Here is a 19,791-nt window from a genome sequence, read left to right as displayed (position 1 = left end):
ACACCCTGCAGATGCCATACATACAGAGAGAGAAATCAGACTATTGCCTTGCACTTCAATACCCCCTGCTTTGGCTTCTTCTCAAGGCATAACTCTCAAGCCATAAAAAACCCCACGAAGAATCACTTCTTCGCGGGGTTTTCGTCTACGGACAGCGATCAGATCACGCCGCGACCACGCAGCAACTCCAACACTTGCTTGACGCTGTCTTCCAGCGACAGCAATTTGATAGGGACTTTTCCTACATACCTTTCGGACGCCGGAGCCTATATAACATTTCGACTTGAAATTATGCTCCTCAAAAATCTGGAGGACATATGAAAACAATCGTAACGATCATCATCTGCATACTACTTTCAGGCTGCGTATCGGAAGACTGCTATAGCCGCTGCTTCCTGTTAAAAAAACACGACCCCGATCTGGATTTCAAATGCGACATGAACCCTATCAGACCTGAGTGTGCCGAACGCCGATAACGCCTGACAGTGGAGGCTAGTATCATTCCCCTTGAAAAATCACCAGATGTCAAACCTCCAGATGGGTAGCTCAGGTGACTCAAACGAGAATTTATGCATTTTTGGCCCTGGGAGGCGGCCGGGCACAAACCCGAAGCGAGCCCAGCATAAGCGGCCTGTTCGGTTGTCATAGATGATCAAATTCCCATCATCCTGCAAGGCCATAAAGCTGTAGTACCAGACTGATTTATCACGCGTGTGGGTGCTCTCCGCAATCCAGAGACGGTTCCTTGAGGGGTCAGACAGGAAACCACTATTACTCACGAAAAAACGCGGCGCCCCGACCATTCTCTTTTGATGCAGAGTCTTGCTGTAAGGCTGGTTAATGTTGGCGATCCAGGCAACCACTCCGTGATCCTTGATCACCAGATTTCCATCACCCTGCAACTCCAACCGAAAACGCCCATTCGGGGATACAAGGTATTGCCCTGGCGACATTATCTGATTGGGCGGTAGTACGGAAGAACCGCTACCTTGAAACGGAACATACTGAATACTCATTTACTTACCTCAAAAGCAATAATTGAGTACCCACTTGATCAGGTTAACACCACGCACATACCCTACATATATAGTTAATTCAGACTATTATCTTGCGCTTCAATACCTGCCCCCGTGCCTTGGCTTCTTCTCAAGGCATAATTCACAAGCCATAAAAAACCCCGCGAAGAATCACTTCTTCGCGGGGTTTTCGTCAGCGGGCAGTGATCAGATCACGCCACGACCACGCAGCAGTTCCAGCACTTGCTTGACGCTGTCTTCCAGCGACACGGTCTGAGTATCGATCACCAGATCGGCATTCAACGGCACGTCGTACGGGAAGGACTCGCCCGGGATGTTGTCGCCATTGGCGGCATACAGGCCCTGAGGATCACGCGCGCGGCAGGCGGCAGGTGAAGCCTGGACGTAGACGGTGATCAGACGATCGTCACCGATCAGCGCTTTAGCCTGTTCGCGACCTTCGGCATCCGGCGCGACGAACGCCGCCAGCGTCAGCAGGCCCGCTTCGTTGAACTGGTGCGCGATGTGCGCGGCACGACGCCAGTTTTCAGTGCGTCCGGCACGGTTCTGCGGCAGGCCTTTGTTCAGGCTGTGACGCAGGTTCTGGCCATCGAGCACGTAGACCGCACGGCCCATGTCGAACAGTTTGCGCTCCACGGCATAGGCCAGGGTGCTTTTTCCGGCACCCGACAAGCCACTGAACAGCACAGTAGCGGGCTGTTGACCGAAGCGACGCGCACGTTCTTCGGTGGCTACATGGGCTTTATGGTCGTGATGGCTTGCCCCCGGCAGAATCGGCCGAGCGATGATCATGCCGGCCGCGACGGTGCCGTTGGTCAAGCGATCGATAATGATGAAGGAACCGGTGGTGCGGTTGCTTTCATAACCGTCCAGCGCAATGGCGGAATCGAGGCTGATCTTGACCCGACCGATTTCGTTCAGCTTCAACTCGCTGGCAGGACCTTCGGCCAGGGTGTTGACGTCGATCTTGTGGGTAATGCTGGCAATCGAGCCCGGCACGTAGCTGGTGGCGCGCTTGATGTCGTATTTCTTGCCCGGCAGCATCGGCTCTTCAGCCATCCATACCAGCATCGCATCGAAGTTGTCGGAGATCTGCGGAATGCTGTCGGCGTGCACCAGCAAGTCGCCACGGGAAATGTCGATCTCGTCTTCCATGGTCAGGGTCACGGCCTGGCCTGGGCCCGCGTGTTCCAGCTCACCGTCGAAGGTAACGATGGACTTCACCCGGCTGGTCTTGCCAGACGGCAACACGACGACTTCATCGCCTTTGTGCACGATGCCGCTGGCCAAGGTACCGGCGAAACCACGGAAGTTCAGGTTCGGACGGTTGACGTACTGCACCGGGAACCGAAGGTCGGTGAAGTTGCGATCGGCGGCAACTTCCACGGTCTCGAGGATTTCCATCAGCGTCTGGCCGGTGTACCACGGCGAGCGATCGCTGTGATTGACCACGTTATCGCCCTTGAGCGCCGACATCGGCACGAAGTGCATGGTGGTCGGCTTGAGCGCGACGCCCTTGGCAAACTCCAGGTAATCCGCCTTGATCGACTCGAAGACACCTTCATCGAAGCCCTTGAGGTCCATCTTGTTGATGGCGACGACGATGTGTTTGATGCCCAGCAACGAAGCAATGAAGCTGTGGCGGCGGGTCTGGGTCTGCACGCCGTAACGGGCATCCACCAGAATGATCGCCAGGTCACAGGTCGAAGCACCGGTCGCCATGTTGCGGGTGTACTGCTCATGGCCGGGGGTGTCGGCAATGATGAATTTGCGTTTGGCGGTGGAGAAATAGCGGTAGGCGACATCGATGGTGATGCCCTGCTCGCGCTCGGCCTGCAGGCCATCGACCAGCAGTGCCAGGTCAATATCGTCGCCCGTGGTGCCGACTTTTTTCGAGTCGCGAGTAATGGCTTCCAGGTGATCTTCGTAGATCATCTTGGAGTCATGCAACAAGCGCCCGATCAGCGTGCTTTTGCCGTCGTCGACGTTACCGCAGGTAAGAAAGCGCAGCAGTTCCTTGCGTTCGTGCTGGCCCAGATAGGCGAGGATGTCCTCGCTGATCAATTCAGATTGATGCGACATGTGAGACACCCTGTTTAGAAATAGCCCTGACGTTTCTTTTCTTCCATGGAACCGGCGCCATCGTGATCGATGACTCGGCCCTGGCGCTCGGAAGTTCGCGTCAGGAGCATTTCCTGAATGATGTCGGTGAGGCTGGTCGCCTCGGACTCGACCGCGCCCGTTAACGGGTAGTCGCCAAGCGTACGGAAGCGGACTTTCTTCTTGACGATGCGCGCCTTGTCCTCGTCGCTGAGGTGATTCCGCAGGCGATCGTCGTCGATCATGATCCAGGTACCATTCATCTCGATCACCTCACGCTCGGCCGCGAAGTACAGCGGTACGATTGGGATGCCTTCGAGGTAGATGTACTGCCAGATGTCCAGCTCGGTCCAGTTCGACAACGGGAACACGCGGATCGACTCGCCCTTGTTGACCTTGCCGTTGTAAACGTTCCACAGCTCGGGACGCTGATTCTTCGGGTCCCAACGGTGCTTGTTGTCGCGGAACGAGTAGACGCGCTCTTTGGCGCGAGACTTCTCTTCATCGCGACGCGCACCGCCAAAAGCCGCATCGAAACCATACTTGTCCAGCGCCTGCTTGAGGCCCTCGGTCTTCATGATATCGGTGTGTTTGGCGCTGCCGTGGGTCAGGGGGTTGATGCCCTGCGCCACGCCTTCCGGATTGACGTGTACCAGCAGGTCAAGACCCAGCTCTTCGACCATACGGTCGCGAAAGCTGTACATCTCCTTGAACTTCCACTGGGTATCGACGTGCATCACCGGAAACGGCAATTTGCCGGGGAAGAACGCTTTGCGCGCCAAGTGCAGCATTACGGCGGAATCTTTACCGACGGAGTACAGCATCACCGGGTTATCAAACTCGGCGGCGACCTCGCGGATGATGTGGATGCTTTCCGCCTCCAACTGTTTCAGATGCGTCAGTTTGTCGACCATGATTACTCACGAAGAACGTTCATTTGGACCAGGCAGATTCAAAACGTAGCGAGCGAAGGCAAGACAAGGCGAAAACAGGCGAGGAAGCGGAATCTAGGGTTTCTAAATGAGCATTCCGAGCCTGTTTTCAACGCAGTATTGCCGAGCGCAGTAGTTTTGAAACTGCCTGGGCGGCCGGCGGGCCGTGTTCGAGGCCGCACTTTAGCACAGCGCCTACTTCTATTCAGGGACCCATCTAGATCGAAACAGCATATGAATAGATCGCCTCGTTTGGGTCTTCAAATCGGATTCGGACAATCGATGAACAGATGCTCCAGCGCAAAGCGTCGCGCCAGATAATCGCCCAGCGCCTGAATACCGTAGCGCTCGGTGGCGTGGTGACCGGCGGCGATAAAACTGATGTCGTTTTCCCGCGCGCTATGGAAGGTCTGCTCCGACGCTTCACCACTGAGGTACAGATCCACGCCGGCCAGCACCGCCTGATCGATATAACCCTGACCACCACCGGTGCACCACCCGACGCGACGAATCATCTCGCTGCCTTCGATCAGCAGCGGCTCACGACCCAGAGCATCCTGCACCCGGCGGGCGAAATCCCGGGGCGTCATGGGTTCGGCCAAAGAACCGACCAACCCGACAATGCGCGGGTTTTCCGGATCCAGCGGGCCTTCGACAGTGATGTCCAACTGGCGGGCCAGTTGCACGTTGTTGCCGACATCGGGGTGCAGATCCAGCGGCAAGTGGTAGGACAACAGGCTGATGTCATGCTTGAGCAATGTCTTCAGGCGGCGCTGCTTCATGCCGGTGATGCAAGGGTTCTCGCCCTTCCAGAAATAGCCATGATGGACCAGGATCAGATCCGCCTGGGCCTCGACCGCGGCATCGAGCAACGCCTGACTGGCGGTGACGCCACTGACGATGCGCATTACTTGCGGGCGGCCTTCGACCTGTAAACCGTTGGGGCAGTAATCCTGGATCCGCGAGCTGTTCAGATAGCGGTCCGTTTCCTCGACCAGGGTGCTCAGGGCAACAGCCATAAAAGACTCCTAAATATGCAGTTCAGAGCTGCTCGGTACTCGTATAATGCCCGCCATTATGGCGCAGACCCGGCAAAAAGCTGCTGCGCTTGGCATCCATCAGGACTTTGTTCAATGCTCAAGGCACTGCGTTTTTCCGGCTGGCCACTGCTGGCTGGTGTGCTCATCGCTATGCTGATTATTCAGCGCTATCCACAATGGGTGGGGTTGCCTAGCCAAGACGTCAACCTGCAACAAGCGCCGCAGTCGTCCACGGTACAGCAAGGCCCGGTGTCTTATGCCGACGCGGTGATCATCGCCGCCCCCGCCGTGGCCAACCTGTACACCACCAAAGTCATTGGCAAGCCCAGCCATCCATTGTTCGAAGACCCGCAGTTCCGGCGTTTTTTCGGCGACAACCTGCCCAAGCAACGTCGCATGGAATCGAGTCTCGGTTCAGCGGTCATTATGAGCCCGGAAGGCTACTTACTGACCAACAACCATGTAACCAGCGGCGCGGACCAAATCGTTGTGGCGCTCAAAGATGGCCGTGAAACACTGGCACGGGTGATCGGCAGCGACCCGGAAACCGACTTGGCGGTGTTGAAAATCGATCTGAAAAACCTGCCCGCGATCACCATCGGCCGCTCGGACAACATTCGCATCGGCGACGTTGCGCTCGCCATCGGCAACCCCTTCGGCGTCGGCCAGACCGTGACCATGGGTATTATCAGCGCCACCGGGCGTAATCAATTGGGCCTCAACACCTACGAAGACTTTATCCAGACCGACGCAGCGATCAACCCCGGCAACTCCGGCGGCGCGCTGGTGGATGCAAGCGGCAATCTGACCGGGATCAACACGGCGATTTTCTCCAAGTCCGGTGGTTCGCAGGGCATCGGCTTTGCGATCCCGGTCAAACTGGCGCTGGATGTGATGAAGGCGATCATCGAGCACGGCCAGGTGATTCGCGGCTGGTTGGGGATCGAAGTGCAGCCGTTGACTCAGGAGCTGGCTGAATCCTTCGGCCTCAAAGACCGCCCAGGCATTGTAGTCGCCGGCATCTTCCGCGATGGCCCGGCGCAAAAAGCCGGTCTGCAGCTGGGCGATGTGATTCTGAGCATCGACGGCGAGCCTGCCGGCGATGGTCGTCGCTCGATGAACCAGGTAGCGCGCACCAAACCAGGCGACAAGATTGCAATCCAGGTGATGCGCAACGGTAAGGAGCTCACCTTCAATGCTGAAGTCGGCCTGCGTCCGCCGCCTGCACCGGCGGCGACTGAAGTGCAGTGATCGCACACCGATCAACTGTAGGAGCGCGCTTGGTCTGGGCCGCATTCGGACGATGGCGGTGCGTCAGACACACCGCGTCAAGCTGATCGCGGGCAAGCGCGCTCCTACAAAAAACTACAGCGCCCCCAATCCATCCAGCAACGCCTGATTCTGCTCAGGCGTGCCGATGCTGATCCGCAGGAACTGCGCAATGCGCTCCTGCTTGAAGTGCCGAACGATAACGCCCTGCTCCCTCAATTTGGCCGCCAGCGCCGCAGCATCGTGTTGTGGGTGACGGGCGAAGATGAAGTTGGCGGCTGAAGGCAGCACGTCGAAACCTCTGCCTTCCAACTGCTCAACCAACGCATCACGGCTGTCGATCACCTTCTTGCAGGTGCCCTCGAAATACTCACGATCTTCGAACGCAGCAGTGGCGCCAACGATCGCCAGACGATCCAGCGGATAAGAGTTGAAGCTGTTCTTGACCCGCTCCAACGCCTCGATCAGATCCGGGTGCCCCACGGCCAGGCCAACCCGCAGCCCCGCCAGCGAACGCGATTTGGACAAGGTTTGGGTGACCAGCAGATTCGGATAACGGTCCACCAGACTGATAGCGGTTTCGCCGCCGAAGTCGATGTACGCCTCGTCGACCACCACCACCGACTCGGTATGGGCCTTCAACAATTGCTCGATGGCGTCCAGCGCCAGCAGGCAACCGGTCGGCGCGTTCGGGTTGGGAAAAATGATGCCGCTGTTAGGTCGCGCGTAATCCTCGACACGAATCTGGAACTGCTCGTCCAGCGGCACAGCGTCGAACGCGATGCCGTACAGGCCGCAATACACCGGATAGAAGCTGTAGCTGATATCAGGGAACAGCAGCGGCTGATCGTGGCGGAACAATGCGTTGAACACGTGTGCCAGCACTTCATCGGACCCGTTACCGAGGAATACCTGATTGCCCTGCACGCCGTAATACGTCGCGACCGCTTGCTTGAGCAGGTCGCTGTTCGGGTCCGGGTACAGGCGCAAATCATCGGTCAGCTCGGCACGCATCGCCGCCAAGGCTTTTGGCGATGGGCCGTACGGATTTTCGTTGGTGTTGAGCTTGACCAGCTTGGTCAGCTTCGGCTGCTCGCCTGGTACGTAAGGCACCAGACTGCTGACGAAAGGACTCCAGAATTTGCTCATGCTTTTTTTCCCTGTTCTTGATTGTCGACGATCCGGTATTCGGCGCTACGGGCGTGGGCGGTCAGCGACTCACCACGCGCCAGCACCGAGGCGGTCTTGCCCAACTCGGAGGCGCCTTGCTCCGAGCAATAGATGATCGACGAACGCTTTTGGAAGTCATAAACGCCCAGCGGCGACGAAAAACGCGCGGTACCGGAGGTTGGCAATACGTGGTTCGGCCCGGCGCAATAGTCGCCCAGCGCTTCGGAGGTGTGACGACCCATGAAAATCGCGCCCGCGTGACGGATCTGCGGCAACCAGGCCTCAGGGTCTGCCACCGACAATTCAAGGTGTTCCGGGGCAATCCGGTTGGCCACTTCAATGGCTTGCTGCATGTCGGCCACTTTGATCAGGGCGCCACGGCCAGTGATCGAGGTGTTGATGATCTCGGCGCGCTCCATGGTCGGCAGCAGTTTGGCGATGCTCGCCGCCACTTTGTCGAGAAAATCGGCGTCAGGGCTGACCAGAATCGCCTGGGCGTCTTCGTCGTGTTCAGCCTGGGAGAACAGGTCCATGGCGATCCAGTCTGGATCGGTCTGGCCGTCACATACCACCAGAATTTCCGAAGGACCGGCGATCATGTCGATCCCCACTTGGCCGAACACGTGACGCTTGGCGGTGGCGACATAGATGTTGCCAGGGCCGACGACTTTATCGACTTTGGGCACGCTTTCGGTGCCATAAGCCAGTGCCGCGACAGCCTGAGCACCGCCGATGGTGAACACGCGATCGACGCCCGCAATGCAGGCCGCCGCGAGCACCAGCTCATTGATTTCACCGCGAGGCGTGGGCACGACCATGACCACTTCGGTCACACCGGCCACTTTGGCTGGAATCGCATTCATCAAGACCGATGACGGATAAGACGCCTTGCCACCAGGCACATACAGGCCGGCGCGATCCAATGGTGTGACCTTCTGCCCCAACACCGTGCCGTCGGCTTCGGTGTAGCTCCAGGAGTCCTGTTTTTGCTTTTCGTGGTAGCTGCGCACCCGGTCAGCGGCTTTTTCCAGCGCTTCGCGCTGTGCCGGGGTGATACGGGTCAGGGCCAGCTCCAGTCGCTCGCGGGGCAGAATCAGCTCAGCCATGGACGCGACTTGAAGCCCGTCGAAACGCTGGGTGAACTCCACCAGCGCCGCGTCGCCGCGCTCGCGTACCGCTTTAATGATGTCGAGCACGCGCTGATTGACCGAGTCGTCAGACACACTTTCCCAGCTCAGCAGATGATCCAGATGGCGTGCAAAGTCTGGGTCAGCGGCATCGAGTCGGCGTATTGCAGTGGAAGTGGTCATAGCGAGGGCCTCAATAATTGGCGAATGCTCAGGTGCCTAAGCTACCAAGCCATCCGCGCAGGCACCTGAGAAATTTGGCTATGACACGGATAGATGGGCGCGACTCAACGTCGCGCAGGTGGGTCAGCCGCGGTGTCGCGACTCGACTGCTTTACGCAGCGTGTCGATCAGCGCCTGAATGCGCGCATGTTGCATCTTCATCGAAGCCTTGTTCACCACCAGACGCGAACTGATAGTTGCAATCAGCTCCTGGGGCTCAAGACCGTTGGCACGCAGCGTGTTGCCAGTGTCGACCACGTCGATGATCTTGTCGGCCAGACCGATCAGTGGCGCCAACTCCATCGAGCCGTAGAGCTTGATGATGTCGACCTGACGACCCTGCTCGGCGTAATAACGCTTGGCCACGTTGACGAACTTGGTCGCTACGCGCAGACGGCCTTTTGGCTCGACCGCGCCGATGGCACCGGCCGTCATCAACCGGCACTGGGCAATCTGCAGGTCCAGCGGTTCGTAAAGACCCTGGCCGCCGTATTCCATCAGCACATCTTTACCGGCGACGCCCAGATCGGCGGCGCCATGCTCGACGTAAGTCGGCACATCAGTGGCGCGTACGATCAGCAAGCGCACATCGGCCTGAGTCGTGGGGATGATCAACTTGCGGCTCTTGTCCGGATTCTCGGTCGGCACGATGCCTGCTTCAGCGAGAAGCGGCAGGGTGTCGTCAAGAATGCGGCCCTTGGACAGTGCGATGGTTAACATGGGAAACGTAAGTCCTTGGCAATGGGCACATCCTTGTGCCTCATGTGTCCTGTACTGAACGAATTCAGATTCAGGACATTAGTGCAGAACGATCAATACACACGCACTAGCCCGGAACGCGACGGATCTTGGCGCCGAGCATCTGCAGTTTTTCTTCGATGCATTCATAACCACGGTCGATGTGGTAAATGCGATCGATCAACGTGTCGCCTTCGGCAACCAGTGCCGCGATCACCAGGCTGGCCGAAGCACGCAGGTCAGTCGCCATGACTGGCGCACCTTTGAGCAATTCAGCGCCGGTCACAACGGCAGTATTACCTTCAACCAGAATCTGCGCGCCCATGCGGTGCATTTCGTACACGTGCATGAAGCGGTTTTCGAAGATGGTTTCGATGACTGCACCAGTGCCTTCAGCGATCGCATTGAGCGCGATGAACTGCGCTTGCATATCGGTCGGGAACGCAGGGTACGGAGCGGTACGCACATTCACAGCCTTCGGCCGCTTGCCATGCATGTTCAGCTCGATCCAGTCAGCACCGGTAGTGATTTCAGCGCCGGCTTCCTGAAGCTTGAGCAGCACCGCTTCCAGAATGGTGGGATCGGTGTCCTTGAGCTTGACGCGACCACCCGTGGCAGCGGCTGCTACCAGGTAGGTGCCTGTCTCGATACGGTCGGGCATCACCTTGTAGGTAGCGCCGTTCAAGCGTTTAACGCCATCAATGGTGATGGTGTCAGTACCGGCACCCGTGATTTTCGCACCCATGGCGATCAGGCAGTTGGCCAGGTCGACCACTTCCGGTTCGCGGGCAGCGTTTTGCAGCACGCTACGGCCGTTGGCCAGGCTCGCCGCCATCATGATGTTCTCGGTACCGGTCACGCTGACGGTATCGAAGAAGAAGTGCGCGCCACGCAAGCCGCCTTCTGGCGCCTTGGCTTTGATGTAACCGCCTTCGACGTCGATGCTCGCGCCCATGGCTTCAAGACCACGGATGTGCAGGTCGACAGGACGCGAACCAATGGCGCAACCGCCAGGCAATGCGACTTCCGCGTAACCGAAACGAGCGACCATCGGACCCAGTACCAGGATCGAGGCACGCATGGTTTTCACCAGCTCGTACGGTGCGACCAGGGTCTTGATGGTGCGAGCATCGATTTCAACGCTGAGCTTTTCGTCGATCACAGGCTCGATGCCCATGCGCCCGAACAGCTCGATCATGGTGGTGATGTCGTGCAGGTGTGGCAGGTTGCACACCGTCACCGGCCCATCGGCCAGCAAGGTTGCAGCAAGAATCGGCAGGGCGGAGTTCTTCGCCCCGGAAATGCGGATTTCGCCATCAAGACGAACCCCGCCAGTAATCATCAGTTTATCCATAAGAATCTCGACGCCAATTGGCTCAGGTGCGCTCGGCCCATGCAGCGCGGCTGAAAAATTTCATAGTGACCGCATGGATGCTGCCATCGGCAATCCAGGGGTTCAAATGGGCATAGATCTGCTGCTGACGTTTGACCGGGCTCAGGGCAGCCAGTTCGTCACTGATCACATTCAGCTGAAAATTGCAGCCTTCGCCTTCAACTTCTACCTGGGTTTCTGGCAGCTTTCCTTCAAGGAAGCTTTTAACTTCTACGGCCTGCATGCTAAACCTCAATCGGCGCCCTACGCGCGCGGGTCGGCCATCATACAAAAAAGCCCACTCGCTGCGAACCCCGGATTATGGGACTCGGACGGAAAGCTTTTTTGACAGCCTATTGATGTTGCTCAAACAACTCAGTCAACCCGGACACCTGGGCGATTTCGCGCATGTCGTCCGGCAGAGACTGAATGCTGACAATCTTTCCTACGGCCTTGGCGTCACGCATGAACGCCAGCAGCAAGGCCAGGCCGACACTGCTGGACTTCTCCACGGCGGAGCAGTCCAGAATCAGGGCCGGCGCATCGCTGGCCTTGATCAGGGCCTGACCTTGCTTGCGCAAGGCCGGCCCGGTGCGGTAGTCGAGCACGCCGCTCAGGTGCAACTCACCCGCCGCGCCAAGACGAACAGCTGTCTCACTCATTGGGCTGGCTTCTCTGCCGCTTTATCGGCCACATCCTTGGCCTTGGCGACTACGCCTGCCCAACCATTGATGGTCTTATCAAGGTCGTTGCCATTTTGCTGCATGGCGTCGGAGAACTGGTCACGGAACAGCTTGCCGATGTTGATGCCGTTGATGATGACGTTGCGCACTTTCCACTCGTTGTTAATCTTCTCGAGTGTGTAGGTCACAGGATAGATGGCGCCGTTATTGCCTTTAACCTGCATGTCAACGCTGGTACGCGTGTCGCCTTCATCCTTGGCCGGGGACACCGTGATGCCCTGGTTGTTGTACTCAAGCAACGCGTTGCCATAGAACTGCATCAGGCTGCGTTTGAAGTTTTCCTGGAAACGCTGCATCTGCTCAGGCGTCGCTTTGCGCGAATACTTGACGGTCATGATGCTTTTCGAGATGCCATCGGCATCCACCACCGGACCGACGATACGATTCAAGGCATCGTAGAAGGCGCCTGGATTGGATTTGTACTGATCTTTATGGGCTGCCAGATCGCTCAGCAACTCTTTGGTTGTGCGATCTACCAGGTCATGTGCGGTCTGGTCAGCCGCTGCGTTGGCTACCAATGGAAGGGCAGCCAGCAATATCAGCAGACCACGGCGCAAGGTTGAGATCATAGAGAAACTCCTCATTTGGCGTCTTTACTCACAGTGTTGAGCAGGAATTTGCCGATCAGGTCCTCAAGCACCAGCGAAGACTGGGTGTCATGAATCGTGCTGCCGTCTTTGAGCAGGGCTTGTTCCCCACCCACGCTGATGCCGATGTATTTCTCGCCCAGCAAACCGGCGGTAAGGATCGACGCAGTGGAGTCCGATGGCAGATTATTCACCTTCTTCTCGACCTCCATCGTCACCCGACCGGTAAAGCTATCGCGATCCAGATCGATTGCAGTGACCTTGCCGATGGTCACACCGGCCATGGTCACCTTGGCTCTGACAGTCAAACCGGCGATATTGTCGAAGTAGGCATAAAGTTTATAGCTGTCGCTGGTCGCGCTTACGCTCAGGCCACTGACCCGCAAGGCCAGCAACAGCAAAGCCAAGATCCCGGCCAGCAGGAACAGGCCGACACCGGTTTCCAGGGTGCGGTTTTGCATCAGAAGTCTCCAAACATCAAGGCTGTCAAAATAAAGTCCAGGCCCAACACGGCCAACGAGGCATACACCACTGTTTTAGTGGTGGCGCGACTGATCCCTTCTGAAGTGGGTTCACAGTCGTAACCCTGGAACACGGCGATCCAGGTCACTACAAAAGCAAAGACGATGCTTTTAATGACACCATTGATCACGTCGTCACTGAAAGAAACGCTGTTCTGCATGTTCGCCCAGAACGAACCCTGGTAAACACCCAGCCAATCGATTGCGACCCAGGACCCACCCCAGATCCCGACCACACTGAAAATCATCGCCAGCAACGGTAGAGAGATGAATCCGGCCCACAGCCGCGGCGCGATGATGTATTTGAGCGGATCGACGCCGATCATTTCCAGGCTGGACAGTTGCTCGGTGGATTTCATGTTGCCGATTTCGGCGGTCAACGCAGAACCTGCGCGCCCGGCGAACAACAGGGCGGTCACTACCGGCCCCAGTTCACGCAACAGAGTCAACGCGACCATCTGCCCGACGGCCTGCTCCGAGCCATATTTAGCCAGGATGCTGAAACCTTGAAGCGCCAGCACCATGCCGATGAAGGCCCCCGAGACCACAATAATCAGCAGGGACATGACGCCAACCGAATACAGTTGCCGAACCAACAGTTGAAAACCGCCGCCGATGCCGCCGCGACCGAACAATGCATGAACCAGAAACAGCCCGGAACGCCCCAGTACCGCAAGAATATCGATCGCAGCGCGCCCGAACAGGCTGACCCGGTCCAGTAATGACTTTCTGCGCATCAGCGCTTCCCCAAAAGATCTTCGCGATAATCCGGTGCCGGATAGTGAAATGGAACAGGGCCATCAGGCTCGCCGGTCATGAATTGGTGAATGCGAGGATTGTCCGAATTCATCAGCTCATCCGGTGTCCCCTGCCCCAGCACCTGCCCATCGCCAACCACGTAGAGGTAGTCAGCGATACTCGCTGTTTCAGCCAGATCATGGGAAACCACGATGCTGGTAATCCCCAACGCATCGTTGAGCAGCCGAATCAAACGCACCAGCACCCCCATGGCAATCGGGTCCTGGCCCACGAAGGGTTCGTCGTACATGAGGATCTGCGGGTCGAGAGCAATCGCCCTTGCCAGCGCCACGCGACGTTTCATGCCACCGGACAACTCGTCGGGCATCAACTCGATGGCACCGCGCAGCCCTACCGCCTGCAGTTTAAGCAGGACAATGTCGCGGATCATTTCTTCGGGCAACTCGGTATGCACGCGTAGCGGAAAGGCCACGTTCTCGAACACATCGAGATCAGTGAACAAGGCACCGCTCTGAAACAACACGCCCATTTGCTTGCGCGCGTCGAACAGGTCACTGCGCGACAATTCCGGCAAATTCTGACCGTTGACCCAAACCTCGCCTTTGCTGGGGCGCAGTTGCGCCCCCATCAAACGCAGCAAAGTGGTCTTGCCACAGCCGGAAGGCCCCATGATGCCGGTGACCTTGCCCCGTGGAATACGAATATCAACATTATCGAAGATGCTGCGCGTACCGCGCTTGAAGGTCATACCCTTCAGCTCGACCGCGTATGCGTTATCGGCGCTCATCTAAACTCCTTGCGATGCGGCCTCACTCTCAGACACCAAGTCCATGACGCAAGGCATGCACTGGCTGGATGGGCCGAACTGGCGGCGCACTATACCACTGCGCGCGCGCGCGTCCCACGGTAGAAGCCTTTTTCGTTCATGGGGTAGACAGATAATTCGAACAATTGCGAAGCGCTCCCCAGACAACGCAACCTGTCCACTGGCGCCAGAACTACCCGGACATAAAAGAAAGACCGACGATCAAGCGTGAGGGAATCGGTCATTACCGCTATAATCGCCGCCTTTTCATCAGGCTAACCGATTTCTGACATGAGCCAATCCAGCGACCTGATTCAAACAGCACAACGCACTATCCGTCTCGAAATAGAAGCCGTAGAAGGCTTGCTGGCCCATATCGACGCGGATTTCGTACGCGCTTGCGAGATGATTCTGGCCGGCAAGGGCCGCGTTGTAGTGGTTGGCATGGGCAAGTCCGGGCACATTGGAAACAAGATTGCCGCTACCCTGGCAAGCACCGGCACTACGGCATTCTTCGTTCATCCAGCCGAAGCGAGCCATGGCGACATGGGCATGATCACCGCTGACGATATCATTCTGGCGATCTCCAACTCGGGCTCGACGGCTGAAATCGTTACGCTGCTGCCGCTGATCAAACGCCTGGGCATCAAGATGATCAGCCTGACCGGCAACCCGGATTCCGCGCTGGCCAAGGCCGCCGAGATCAACCTCAACGTTCACGTCAAGCAAGAGGCCTGCCCACTGAATCTGGCCCCGACTTCGTCGACCACCGCTGCATTGGTGATGGGTGACGCGCTGGCGGTTGCCTTGCTCGAAGCACGCGGCTTCACCGCGGAAGACTTTGCTTTTTCCCATCCGGGCGGCGCCCTTGGCCGACGCTTGTTGCTCAAAGTCGAACACGTCATGCACACCGGTGAGGACTTGCCCAAAGTCCAGCGCGGCACACTGCTGCGCGACTCACTGATGGAAATGACCCGCAAGGGCCTGGGGATGACTGCCATACTGGAAGCCGATGGCCGTCTGGCCGGGATCTTTACCGACGGCGATTTGCGCCGGACCCTTGATCGCACCATCGACATCCGCCAGGCGACAATCGACGAAGTGATGACAGTCCATGGCAAAACCGCCCGTCCCGAGATGCTCGCGGCCGAAGCGTTGAAAATCATGGAAGACCACAAGATTGGCGCCCTGATCGTCGTCGATGAAAACGACCACCCTATCGGCGCCTTCAACCTGCAAGATCTTCTGCGCGCGGGGGTTATGTAATGAGCGATGCAATGACCACGGATCTGCTGCAACGCGGCAAGAACATCAAACTGGCCATTTTCGACGTCGACGGCGTGCTGACTGACGGCCGCCTATACTTTCTCGAAGACGGCAGCGAATTCAAAACATTCAATACGCTCGACGGCCAAGGCATAAAAATGCTGATCGCGTCGGGCGTGCGCACGGCCATCATCAGTGGACGCAAGACCCCGGTGGTCGAGCGACGCGCACAGAATCTGGGTATCCAGCATCTGTATCAGGGCCGCGAAGACAAATTAGTCGTTCTCGACGAGTTACTTGCGCAACTCAACCTAAGCTATGAACAAGTCGCCTATCTGGGTGACGATCTGCCAGACTTGCCGGTCATTCGGCGCGTCGGCCTGGGCATGGCAGTCGCCAATGCGGCCAGCTTTGTCCGGCAACATGCCCACGGAATTACTCAGGCTCGCGGCGGCGAAGGGGCAGCTCGCGAATTCTGCGAGTTGATCCTGAGCGCCCAAGGCAGCCTTGAAGCGGCCCATGCCGCCTACTTATAGAAGTCATTTATGCTGAGCAAAAAGATCCGCAGATTTTTGATTCTGGGTGTATTTGCCCTGCTACTCGCGGCGGTAGGCTACTGGAATATCAGCCCTGAAACCTTCCTGCAGCAAAAGGCTGCACCTGTTGACGCGGGTGCCATCGACTTTTACGCAATGAACGCTCACAGCCTGCAGTTCCTGCCCGACGGCAAACTTCAATACGATATGACGACCGACAAGGTCGAGCATCTCCAGGTTTCCGACGTCACCCTGCTGACCAAGCCGGATCTGCAGCTGTATCGCGGCGCTGCGTACCCCTGGCATGTGCAGAGCCTGAAAGGCGAGGTCTCGCCCGGAGGCACCCAGGTCGAACTGATCGACTCTGTTCGCGTAGCACGCACTGACGAAAAGAACCGGACAACCATTATTACCAGCAGTCGAATGACGGTATTCCCACAGAAGCAATATGCGGAGACCCAGCAAGCCGTTAGAATCGACGGCTTCGGTGGTGTATCTACCGGCGTGGGCATGAAAGCGTATTTGAACGACGGCAGGATGGACCTGCTGTCCAACGTAAGAGGACAGTATGAGGCTCGTTAAAACCCTCCCTTTTTTGCTCGGCCTGGGCACAGTACTGGGAAGCGTGAGCGCCTGGGCTCTGCCGACGGACCGCGATCAGCCTATTCATATCCAGTCTGACGATGCGCAGCTCGATGACAAGAAGGGCCTTGCGACCTACAAAGGCAACGTCATCATCACCCAAGGCTCGATGAAGATCACAGGCAACACCGTGACCATCACCCGAACTCCAACAGGCGAAGTCGACGTGTTTACCTCCGTTGGCAATCTCGCTTACTACGAGCAGAAGCCAGACCTGAACAAGCCCATAGTTCAGGCGTACGCCGTGACCATCCAGTACTTCGCCGCACAGGACAAGATCGTCCTGATCGACAAAGCCAAGGTCATCAACGACGGCAACACGTCCGAAGGCGAAAAAATCATCTATGACACGGTGAAACAGATCGTCAACGCCGGTCGCGCCAACGGCACCAAGGTGACGGCACCACGCCCGCGGATCGACATGGTCATCCAGCCGAAAAACAAACCCGACGCGCAGAAGGCCCCGTAATGGCGACGCTGAAAGCCCAGCATCTGGCTAAAAGCTATAAGGGCCGTCAGGTCGTACGCGATGTCAGTCTGTCCATTGAAAGTGGGCAGATCGTGGGACTGCTTGGCCCTAACGGTGCCGGCAAGACCACTTGCTTCTACATGATTGTCGGCCTGGTCCAGGCCGACCAGGGACGGGTGCTGATCGACGACCTGGACGTCAGCCACCAGCCAATGCACGGCCGCGCGCGCGCCGGGATTGGCTATCTGCCGCAGGAAGCTTCGATTTTCCGCAAGCTGTCGGTTGCCGACAACATCATGGCGATCCTCGAGACCCGCAAGGAACTCGACCGCACGGCACGCCGCAAGGAACTGGAAAACCTGCTGCAGGAATTCCACATCAGCCATATTCGCGACAACCTGGGCATGAGCCTCTCCGGTGGTGAACGCCGCCGTGTAGAAATTGCTCGCGCCCTGGCGACTTCGCCCAAGTTCATCCTGCTTGATGAGCCTTTTGCAGGTGTCGACCCGATTTCGGTCGGTGATATCAAACAGATCATCCATCACTTGAAAGCCAAGGGCATCGGCGTACTGATCACCGATCACAACGTTCGTGAAACCCTGGATATCTGTGAAACCGCTTACATCGTCAACGATGGGCAACTGATCGCTGAAGGTGATGCAGAAACCATTCTGGCTAACCAACTGGTTAAAGAGGTTTACCTCGGCCATGAATTCCGCCTGTAAGTTCTGCGGTGTTTCGCTCTTCATCGGCGACGGACACTAGGGTTAGCGCTGACAAAAACATTAATTGTCAGCACACTCTAGGCAAACACTTAGGTTTCAGGCATATAATTTGCTTAAGTTGGCGCTTCGGCGCCCTGTAGTGGATGGCGCATGTGCGCCGGCGAATAAGGTGTTAAGCCCCTGCCATGAAACCATCGCTAGTCCTGAGAATGGGCCAGCAGCTGACGATGACACCGCAGCTGCAACAGGCCATCCGCCTCCTCCAATTGTCGACCCTGGATCTGCAACAGGAAATCCAGGAAGCGTTGGAGTCCAACCCTATGCTCGAGCGCCAGGAAGAAGGCGACGACTTCGACAACGCTGATCCGCTGGCCGACAACATAGAGAAACCCAATCCTGACGTTCAGGAACCGACCTACCAGGAAACCGCCCCGACGGTGGATAACCTGGAGGATGGCGAATGGAACGATCGTATTCCCAACGAATTGCCAGTCGATACCGCCTGGGAAGACGTCTACCAGACCAGCGCCAGCAGCCTGCCCAGCAACGATGATGACGAATGGGACTTCACCACGCGCACCTCGGCCGGTGAGAGCCTGCAGAGCCATCTGCTGTGGCAGTTGAACCTGGCACCGATGTCCGACACCGACCGGCTGATCGCCGTCACGCTGATCGACTGCATCAACAATCAGGGTTACCTCGACGAGTCGCTCGAGGAAATCCTCGATGCGTTCGATCCGGAAATGGATGTCGAGCTGGATGAAATCGAAGCAGTTCTGCACCGTATCCAGCAATTCGAACCCGCCGGGATCGGCGCCCGCACCCTGAGCGAATGCCTGTCCCTGCAACTACGCCAGCTGCCCGCGAAAACCCGCTGGCTGGCTGAAGCACAGCGTTTGGTGAGCGATTTCATCGACCTGCTCGGCAGCCGTGACTACGCTCAACTGATGCGGCGCATGAAACTCAAGGAAGACGAGCTGCGCCAAGTCATTGAGCTGGTGCAGAGCCTCAACCCGCGTCCAGGCTCGCAGATCGAATCCAGCGAGGCCGAATACGTCGTGCCCGACGTGATCGTACGCAAGGACAACGAACGCTGGCTGGTGGAACTCAACCAAGAGTCCGTGCCCCGTCTGCGGGTCAATCCACAGTACGCAGGGTTCGTTCGCAGGGCCGACACCAGCGCCGACAACACCTTCATGCGCAATCAGTTGCAGGAGGCCCGCTGGTTCATCAAGAGCCTGCAAAGCCGCAACGAAACGCTGATGAAAGTGGCCACGCAAATTGTCGAGCATCAGCGCGGCTTTCTCGAATATGGCGACGAGGCGATGAAACCACTGGTCCTGCATGACATCGCTGAAGCGGTCGGCATGCACGAATCGACGATTTCACGGGTGACCACGCAAAAATTCATGCATACCCCTCGCGGCATTTACGAACTGAAATATTTCTTTTCCAGCCACGTAAGCACCTCTGAGGGCGGTGAGTGTTCATCCACAGCCATCCGCGCGATCATCAAAAAACTGGTTGCCGCGGAAAATCAGAAAAAGCCGTTGAGTGACAGCAAGATCGCTGGTTTACTGGAGGCACAAGGCATTCAGGTAGCCCGTCGCACAGTCGCCAAATACCGCGAATCACTTGGGATCGCGCCTTCGAGTGAGCGCAAGCGATTGATGTGATGATGGCCTAACGCCGCAGCGTTACAGTGGTAGGCACCAAGCCTGCTTCTATATG

General features: G+C 57.4%; 21 protein-coding genes. 7 read left to right on the top strand and 14 right to left on the bottom strand.

Going from position 1 to position 19,791, the window contains the following annotated elements; translation table 11 throughout:
- Window positions 1-515: 515 nt before the first annotated feature.
- The 4 genes from AC1MEE_RS29795 to AC1MEE_RS29780 form a co-directional block, all read right to left on the bottom strand.
- The gene (locus AC1MEE_RS29795; RefSeq protein WP_480412996.1) at window positions 516-1,016 is read right to left on the bottom strand and encodes a hypothetical protein; all 501 of its coding nucleotides are present in this window, start codon (window positions 1,014-1,016) and stop codon (window positions 516-518) included.
- A 207-nt stretch (window positions 1,017-1,223) separates the two neighbouring features.
- Entirely contained in the window at window positions 1,224-3,119 is a 1,896-nt protein-coding gene (gene cysN / locus AC1MEE_RS29790; RefSeq protein ID WP_480412995.1) for a sulfate adenylyltransferase subunit CysN, read from the bottom strand.
- Between the two features lie 14 nt (window positions 3,120-3,133).
- Window positions 3,134-4,051, bottom strand: a complete 918-nt coding sequence (cysD, locus tag AC1MEE_RS29785; RefSeq protein ID WP_480412994.1) for a sulfate adenylyltransferase subunit CysD — start codon at window positions 4,049-4,051, stop codon at window positions 3,134-3,136.
- A 278-nt stretch (window positions 4,052-4,329) separates the two neighbouring features.
- Window positions 4,330-5,088: a Nif3-like dinuclear metal center hexameric protein gene (locus AC1MEE_RS29780; RefSeq protein WP_480412993.1), complete on the bottom strand. Its 759-nt coding sequence runs from the start codon at window positions 5,086-5,088 to the stop codon at window positions 4,330-4,332.
- A gap of 114 nt (window positions 5,089-5,202) precedes the next feature.
- Here AC1MEE_RS29780 and algW point away from each other — a divergent pair, with 114 nt between their 5' ends.
- Window positions 5,203-6,360 (top strand): Do family serine endopeptidase AlgW, encoded by a 1,158-nt coding sequence (algW, locus tag AC1MEE_RS29775; protein ID WP_480412992.1) that lies wholly within the window; start codon window positions 5,203-5,205, stop codon window positions 6,358-6,360.
- Between the two features lie 114 nt (window positions 6,361-6,474).
- Here the strand turns inward: algW and hisC are convergent, their stop codons facing one another.
- The 10 genes from hisC to AC1MEE_RS29725 all read right to left on the bottom strand — a co-directional run bounded on the left by hisC (window position 6,475) and on the right by AC1MEE_RS29725 (window position 14,404).
- The gene (gene hisC / locus AC1MEE_RS29770) at window positions 6,475-7,527 is read right to left on the bottom strand and encodes a histidinol-phosphate transaminase (protein WP_480412991.1); all 1,053 of its coding nucleotides are present in this window, start codon (window positions 7,525-7,527) and stop codon (window positions 6,475-6,477) included.
- Window positions 7,524-8,858, bottom strand: a complete 1,335-nt coding sequence (hisD, locus tag AC1MEE_RS29765) for a histidinol dehydrogenase (protein ID WP_480412990.1) — start codon at window positions 8,856-8,858, stop codon at window positions 7,524-7,526. The genes hisC and hisD overlap by 4 nt, the downstream gene beginning before the upstream one ends.
- Window positions 8,859-8,981: 123 nt before the next feature.
- The gene (gene hisG / locus AC1MEE_RS29760) at window positions 8,982-9,617 is read right to left on the bottom strand and encodes an ATP phosphoribosyltransferase (RefSeq protein WP_219062288.1); all 636 of its coding nucleotides are present in this window, start codon (window positions 9,615-9,617) and stop codon (window positions 8,982-8,984) included.
- A gap of 106 nt (window positions 9,618-9,723) precedes the next feature.
- A complete protein-coding gene (gene murA / locus AC1MEE_RS29755; protein ID WP_480412989.1) occupies window positions 9,724-10,989 on the bottom strand; it encodes a UDP-N-acetylglucosamine 1-carboxyvinyltransferase in 1,266 nt (421 codons plus the stop codon).
- A 22-nt stretch (window positions 10,990-11,011) separates the two neighbouring features.
- Window positions 11,012-11,251, bottom strand: coding sequence for a BolA family protein (locus AC1MEE_RS29750; RefSeq protein WP_480412988.1), 240 nt, complete (start codon window positions 11,249-11,251; stop codon window positions 11,012-11,014).
- A 109-nt stretch (window positions 11,252-11,360) separates the two neighbouring features.
- Window positions 11,361-11,669: an STAS domain-containing protein gene (locus AC1MEE_RS29745; RefSeq protein ID WP_480412987.1), complete on the bottom strand. Its 309-nt coding sequence runs from the start codon at window positions 11,667-11,669 to the stop codon at window positions 11,361-11,363.
- Entirely contained in the window at window positions 11,666-12,319 is a 654-nt protein-coding gene (locus tag AC1MEE_RS29740) for an MlaC/ttg2D family ABC transporter substrate-binding protein (protein WP_480412986.1), read from the bottom strand. The genes AC1MEE_RS29745 and AC1MEE_RS29740 overlap by 4 nt, the downstream gene beginning before the upstream one ends.
- Window positions 12,320-12,330: 11 nt before the next feature.
- Window positions 12,331-12,798 carry an outer membrane lipid asymmetry maintenance protein MlaD gene (gene mlaD / locus AC1MEE_RS29735; protein ID WP_480412985.1) on the bottom strand — a complete coding sequence of 156 codons (468 nt, stop codon included), beginning with the start codon at window positions 12,796-12,798 and terminating at the stop codon, window positions 12,331-12,333.
- Window positions 12,798-13,595 (bottom strand): lipid asymmetry maintenance ABC transporter permease subunit MlaE, encoded by a 798-nt coding sequence (gene mlaE / locus AC1MEE_RS29730; RefSeq protein WP_480412984.1) that lies wholly within the window; start codon window positions 13,593-13,595, stop codon window positions 12,798-12,800. Before mlaE ends, mlaD begins: the two co-directional genes overlap by 1 nt.
- Window positions 13,595-14,404 carry an ATP-binding cassette domain-containing protein gene (locus AC1MEE_RS29725; protein WP_480412983.1) on the bottom strand — a complete coding sequence of 270 codons (810 nt, stop codon included), beginning with the start codon at window positions 14,402-14,404 and terminating at the stop codon, window positions 13,595-13,597. The genes mlaE and AC1MEE_RS29725 overlap by 1 nt, the downstream gene beginning before the upstream one ends.
- A gap of 309 nt (window positions 14,405-14,713) precedes the next feature.
- On the opposite strand from AC1MEE_RS29725, the gene AC1MEE_RS29720 reads away from it, so the two are divergent.
- The 6 genes from AC1MEE_RS29720 to AC1MEE_RS29695 all read left to right on the top strand — a co-directional run bounded on the left by AC1MEE_RS29720 (window position 14,714) and on the right by AC1MEE_RS29695 (window position 19,736).
- On the top strand, window positions 14,714-15,688 hold the full coding sequence (locus AC1MEE_RS29720; protein ID WP_480412982.1) for a KpsF/GutQ family sugar-phosphate isomerase: 975 nt from the start codon (window positions 14,714-14,716) through the stop codon (window positions 15,686-15,688).
- Between the two features lie 11 nt (window positions 15,689-15,699).
- A complete protein-coding gene (gene kdsC / locus AC1MEE_RS29715) occupies window positions 15,700-16,224 on the top strand; it encodes a 3-deoxy-manno-octulosonate-8-phosphatase KdsC (protein ID WP_480412981.1) in 525 nt (174 codons plus the stop codon).
- A 9-nt stretch (window positions 16,225-16,233) separates the two neighbouring features.
- A complete protein-coding gene (lptC, locus tag AC1MEE_RS29710) occupies window positions 16,234-16,806 on the top strand; it encodes an LPS export ABC transporter periplasmic protein LptC (RefSeq protein WP_480412980.1) in 573 nt (190 codons plus the stop codon).
- Window positions 16,793-17,335 carry a lipopolysaccharide transport periplasmic protein LptA gene (gene lptA, locus AC1MEE_RS29705; RefSeq protein ID WP_480412979.1) on the top strand — a complete coding sequence of 181 codons (543 nt, stop codon included), beginning with the start codon at window positions 16,793-16,795 and terminating at the stop codon, window positions 17,333-17,335. The genes lptC and lptA overlap by 14 nt, the downstream gene beginning before the upstream one ends.
- On the top strand, window positions 17,335-18,060 hold the full coding sequence (gene lptB, locus AC1MEE_RS29700; RefSeq protein WP_480412978.1) for an LPS export ABC transporter ATP-binding protein: 726 nt from the start codon (window positions 17,335-17,337) through the stop codon (window positions 18,058-18,060). Before lptA ends, lptB begins: the two co-directional genes overlap by 1 nt.
- A 185-nt stretch (window positions 18,061-18,245) precedes the next feature.
- Entirely contained in the window at window positions 18,246-19,736 is a 1,491-nt protein-coding gene (locus tag AC1MEE_RS29695; protein ID WP_480412977.1) for an RNA polymerase factor sigma-54, read from the top strand.
- Window positions 19,737-19,791: the final 55 nt, after the last annotated feature.

The sequence above is a fragment of the Pseudomonas sp. ASL3 genome, from assembly GCF_056680425.1.
This window is presented reverse-complemented; position numbering and strand designations above follow the sequence as displayed.

Coding starts and splice junctions, on each gene's coding strand:
- AC1MEE_RS29795 (WP_480412996.1), bottom strand. CDS start 1,016: ATGAGTATTCAGTATGTTCCGTTTCAAGGTAGCGGTTCTTCCGTACTA.
- cysN (WP_480412995.1), bottom strand. CDS start 3,119: ATGTCGCATCAATCTGAATTGATCAGCGAGGACATCCTCGCCTATCTG.
- cysD (WP_480412994.1), bottom strand. CDS start 4,051: ATGGTCGACAAACTGACGCATCTGAAACAGTTGGAGGCGGAAAGCATC.
- AC1MEE_RS29780 (WP_480412993.1), bottom strand. CDS start 5,088: ATGGCTGTTGCCCTGAGCACCCTGGTCGAGGAAACGGACCGCTATCTG.
- algW (WP_480412992.1), top strand. CDS start 5,203: ATGCTCAAGGCACTGCGTTTTTCCGGCTGGCCACTGCTGGCTGGTGTG.
- hisC (WP_480412991.1), bottom strand. CDS start 7,527: ATGAGCAAATTCTGGAGTCCTTTCGTCAGCAGTCTGGTGCCTTACGTA.
- hisD (WP_480412990.1), bottom strand. CDS start 8,858: ATGACCACTTCCACTGCAATACGCCGACTCGATGCCGCTGACCCAGAC.
- hisG (WP_219062288.1), bottom strand. CDS start 9,617: ATGTTAACCATCGCACTGTCCAAGGGCCGCATTCTTGACGACACCCTG.
- murA (WP_480412989.1), bottom strand. CDS start 10,989: ATGGATAAACTGATGATTACTGGCGGGGTTCGTCTTGATGGCGAAATC.
- AC1MEE_RS29750 (WP_480412988.1), bottom strand. CDS start 11,251: ATGCAGGCCGTAGAAGTTAAAAGCTTCCTTGAAGGAAAGCTGCCAGAA.
- AC1MEE_RS29745 (WP_480412987.1), bottom strand. CDS start 11,669: ATGAGTGAGACAGCTGTTCGTCTTGGCGCGGCGGGTGAGTTGCACCTG.
- AC1MEE_RS29740 (WP_480412986.1), bottom strand. CDS start 12,319: ATGATCTCAACCTTGCGCCGTGGTCTGCTGATATTGCTGGCTGCCCTT.
- mlaD (WP_480412985.1), bottom strand. CDS start 12,798: ATGCAAAACCGCACCCTGGAAACCGGTGTCGGCCTGTTCCTGCTGGCC.
- mlaE (WP_480412984.1), bottom strand. CDS start 13,595: ATGCGCAGAAAGTCATTACTGGACCGGGTCAGCCTGTTCGGGCGCGCT.
- AC1MEE_RS29725 (WP_480412983.1), bottom strand. CDS start 14,404: ATGAGCGCCGATAACGCATACGCGGTCGAGCTGAAGGGTATGACCTTC.
- AC1MEE_RS29720 (WP_480412982.1), top strand. CDS start 14,714: ATGAGCCAATCCAGCGACCTGATTCAAACAGCACAACGCACTATCCGT.
- kdsC (WP_480412981.1), top strand. CDS start 15,700: ATGACCACGGATCTGCTGCAACGCGGCAAGAACATCAAACTGGCCATT.
- lptC (WP_480412980.1), top strand. CDS start 16,234: ATGCTGAGCAAAAAGATCCGCAGATTTTTGATTCTGGGTGTATTTGCC.
- lptA (WP_480412979.1), top strand. CDS start 16,793: ATGAGGCTCGTTAAAACCCTCCCTTTTTTGCTCGGCCTGGGCACAGTA.
- lptB (WP_480412978.1), top strand. CDS start 17,335: ATGGCGACGCTGAAAGCCCAGCATCTGGCTAAAAGCTATAAGGGCCGT.
- AC1MEE_RS29695 (WP_480412977.1), top strand. CDS start 18,246: ATGAAACCATCGCTAGTCCTGAGAATGGGCCAGCAGCTGACGATGACA.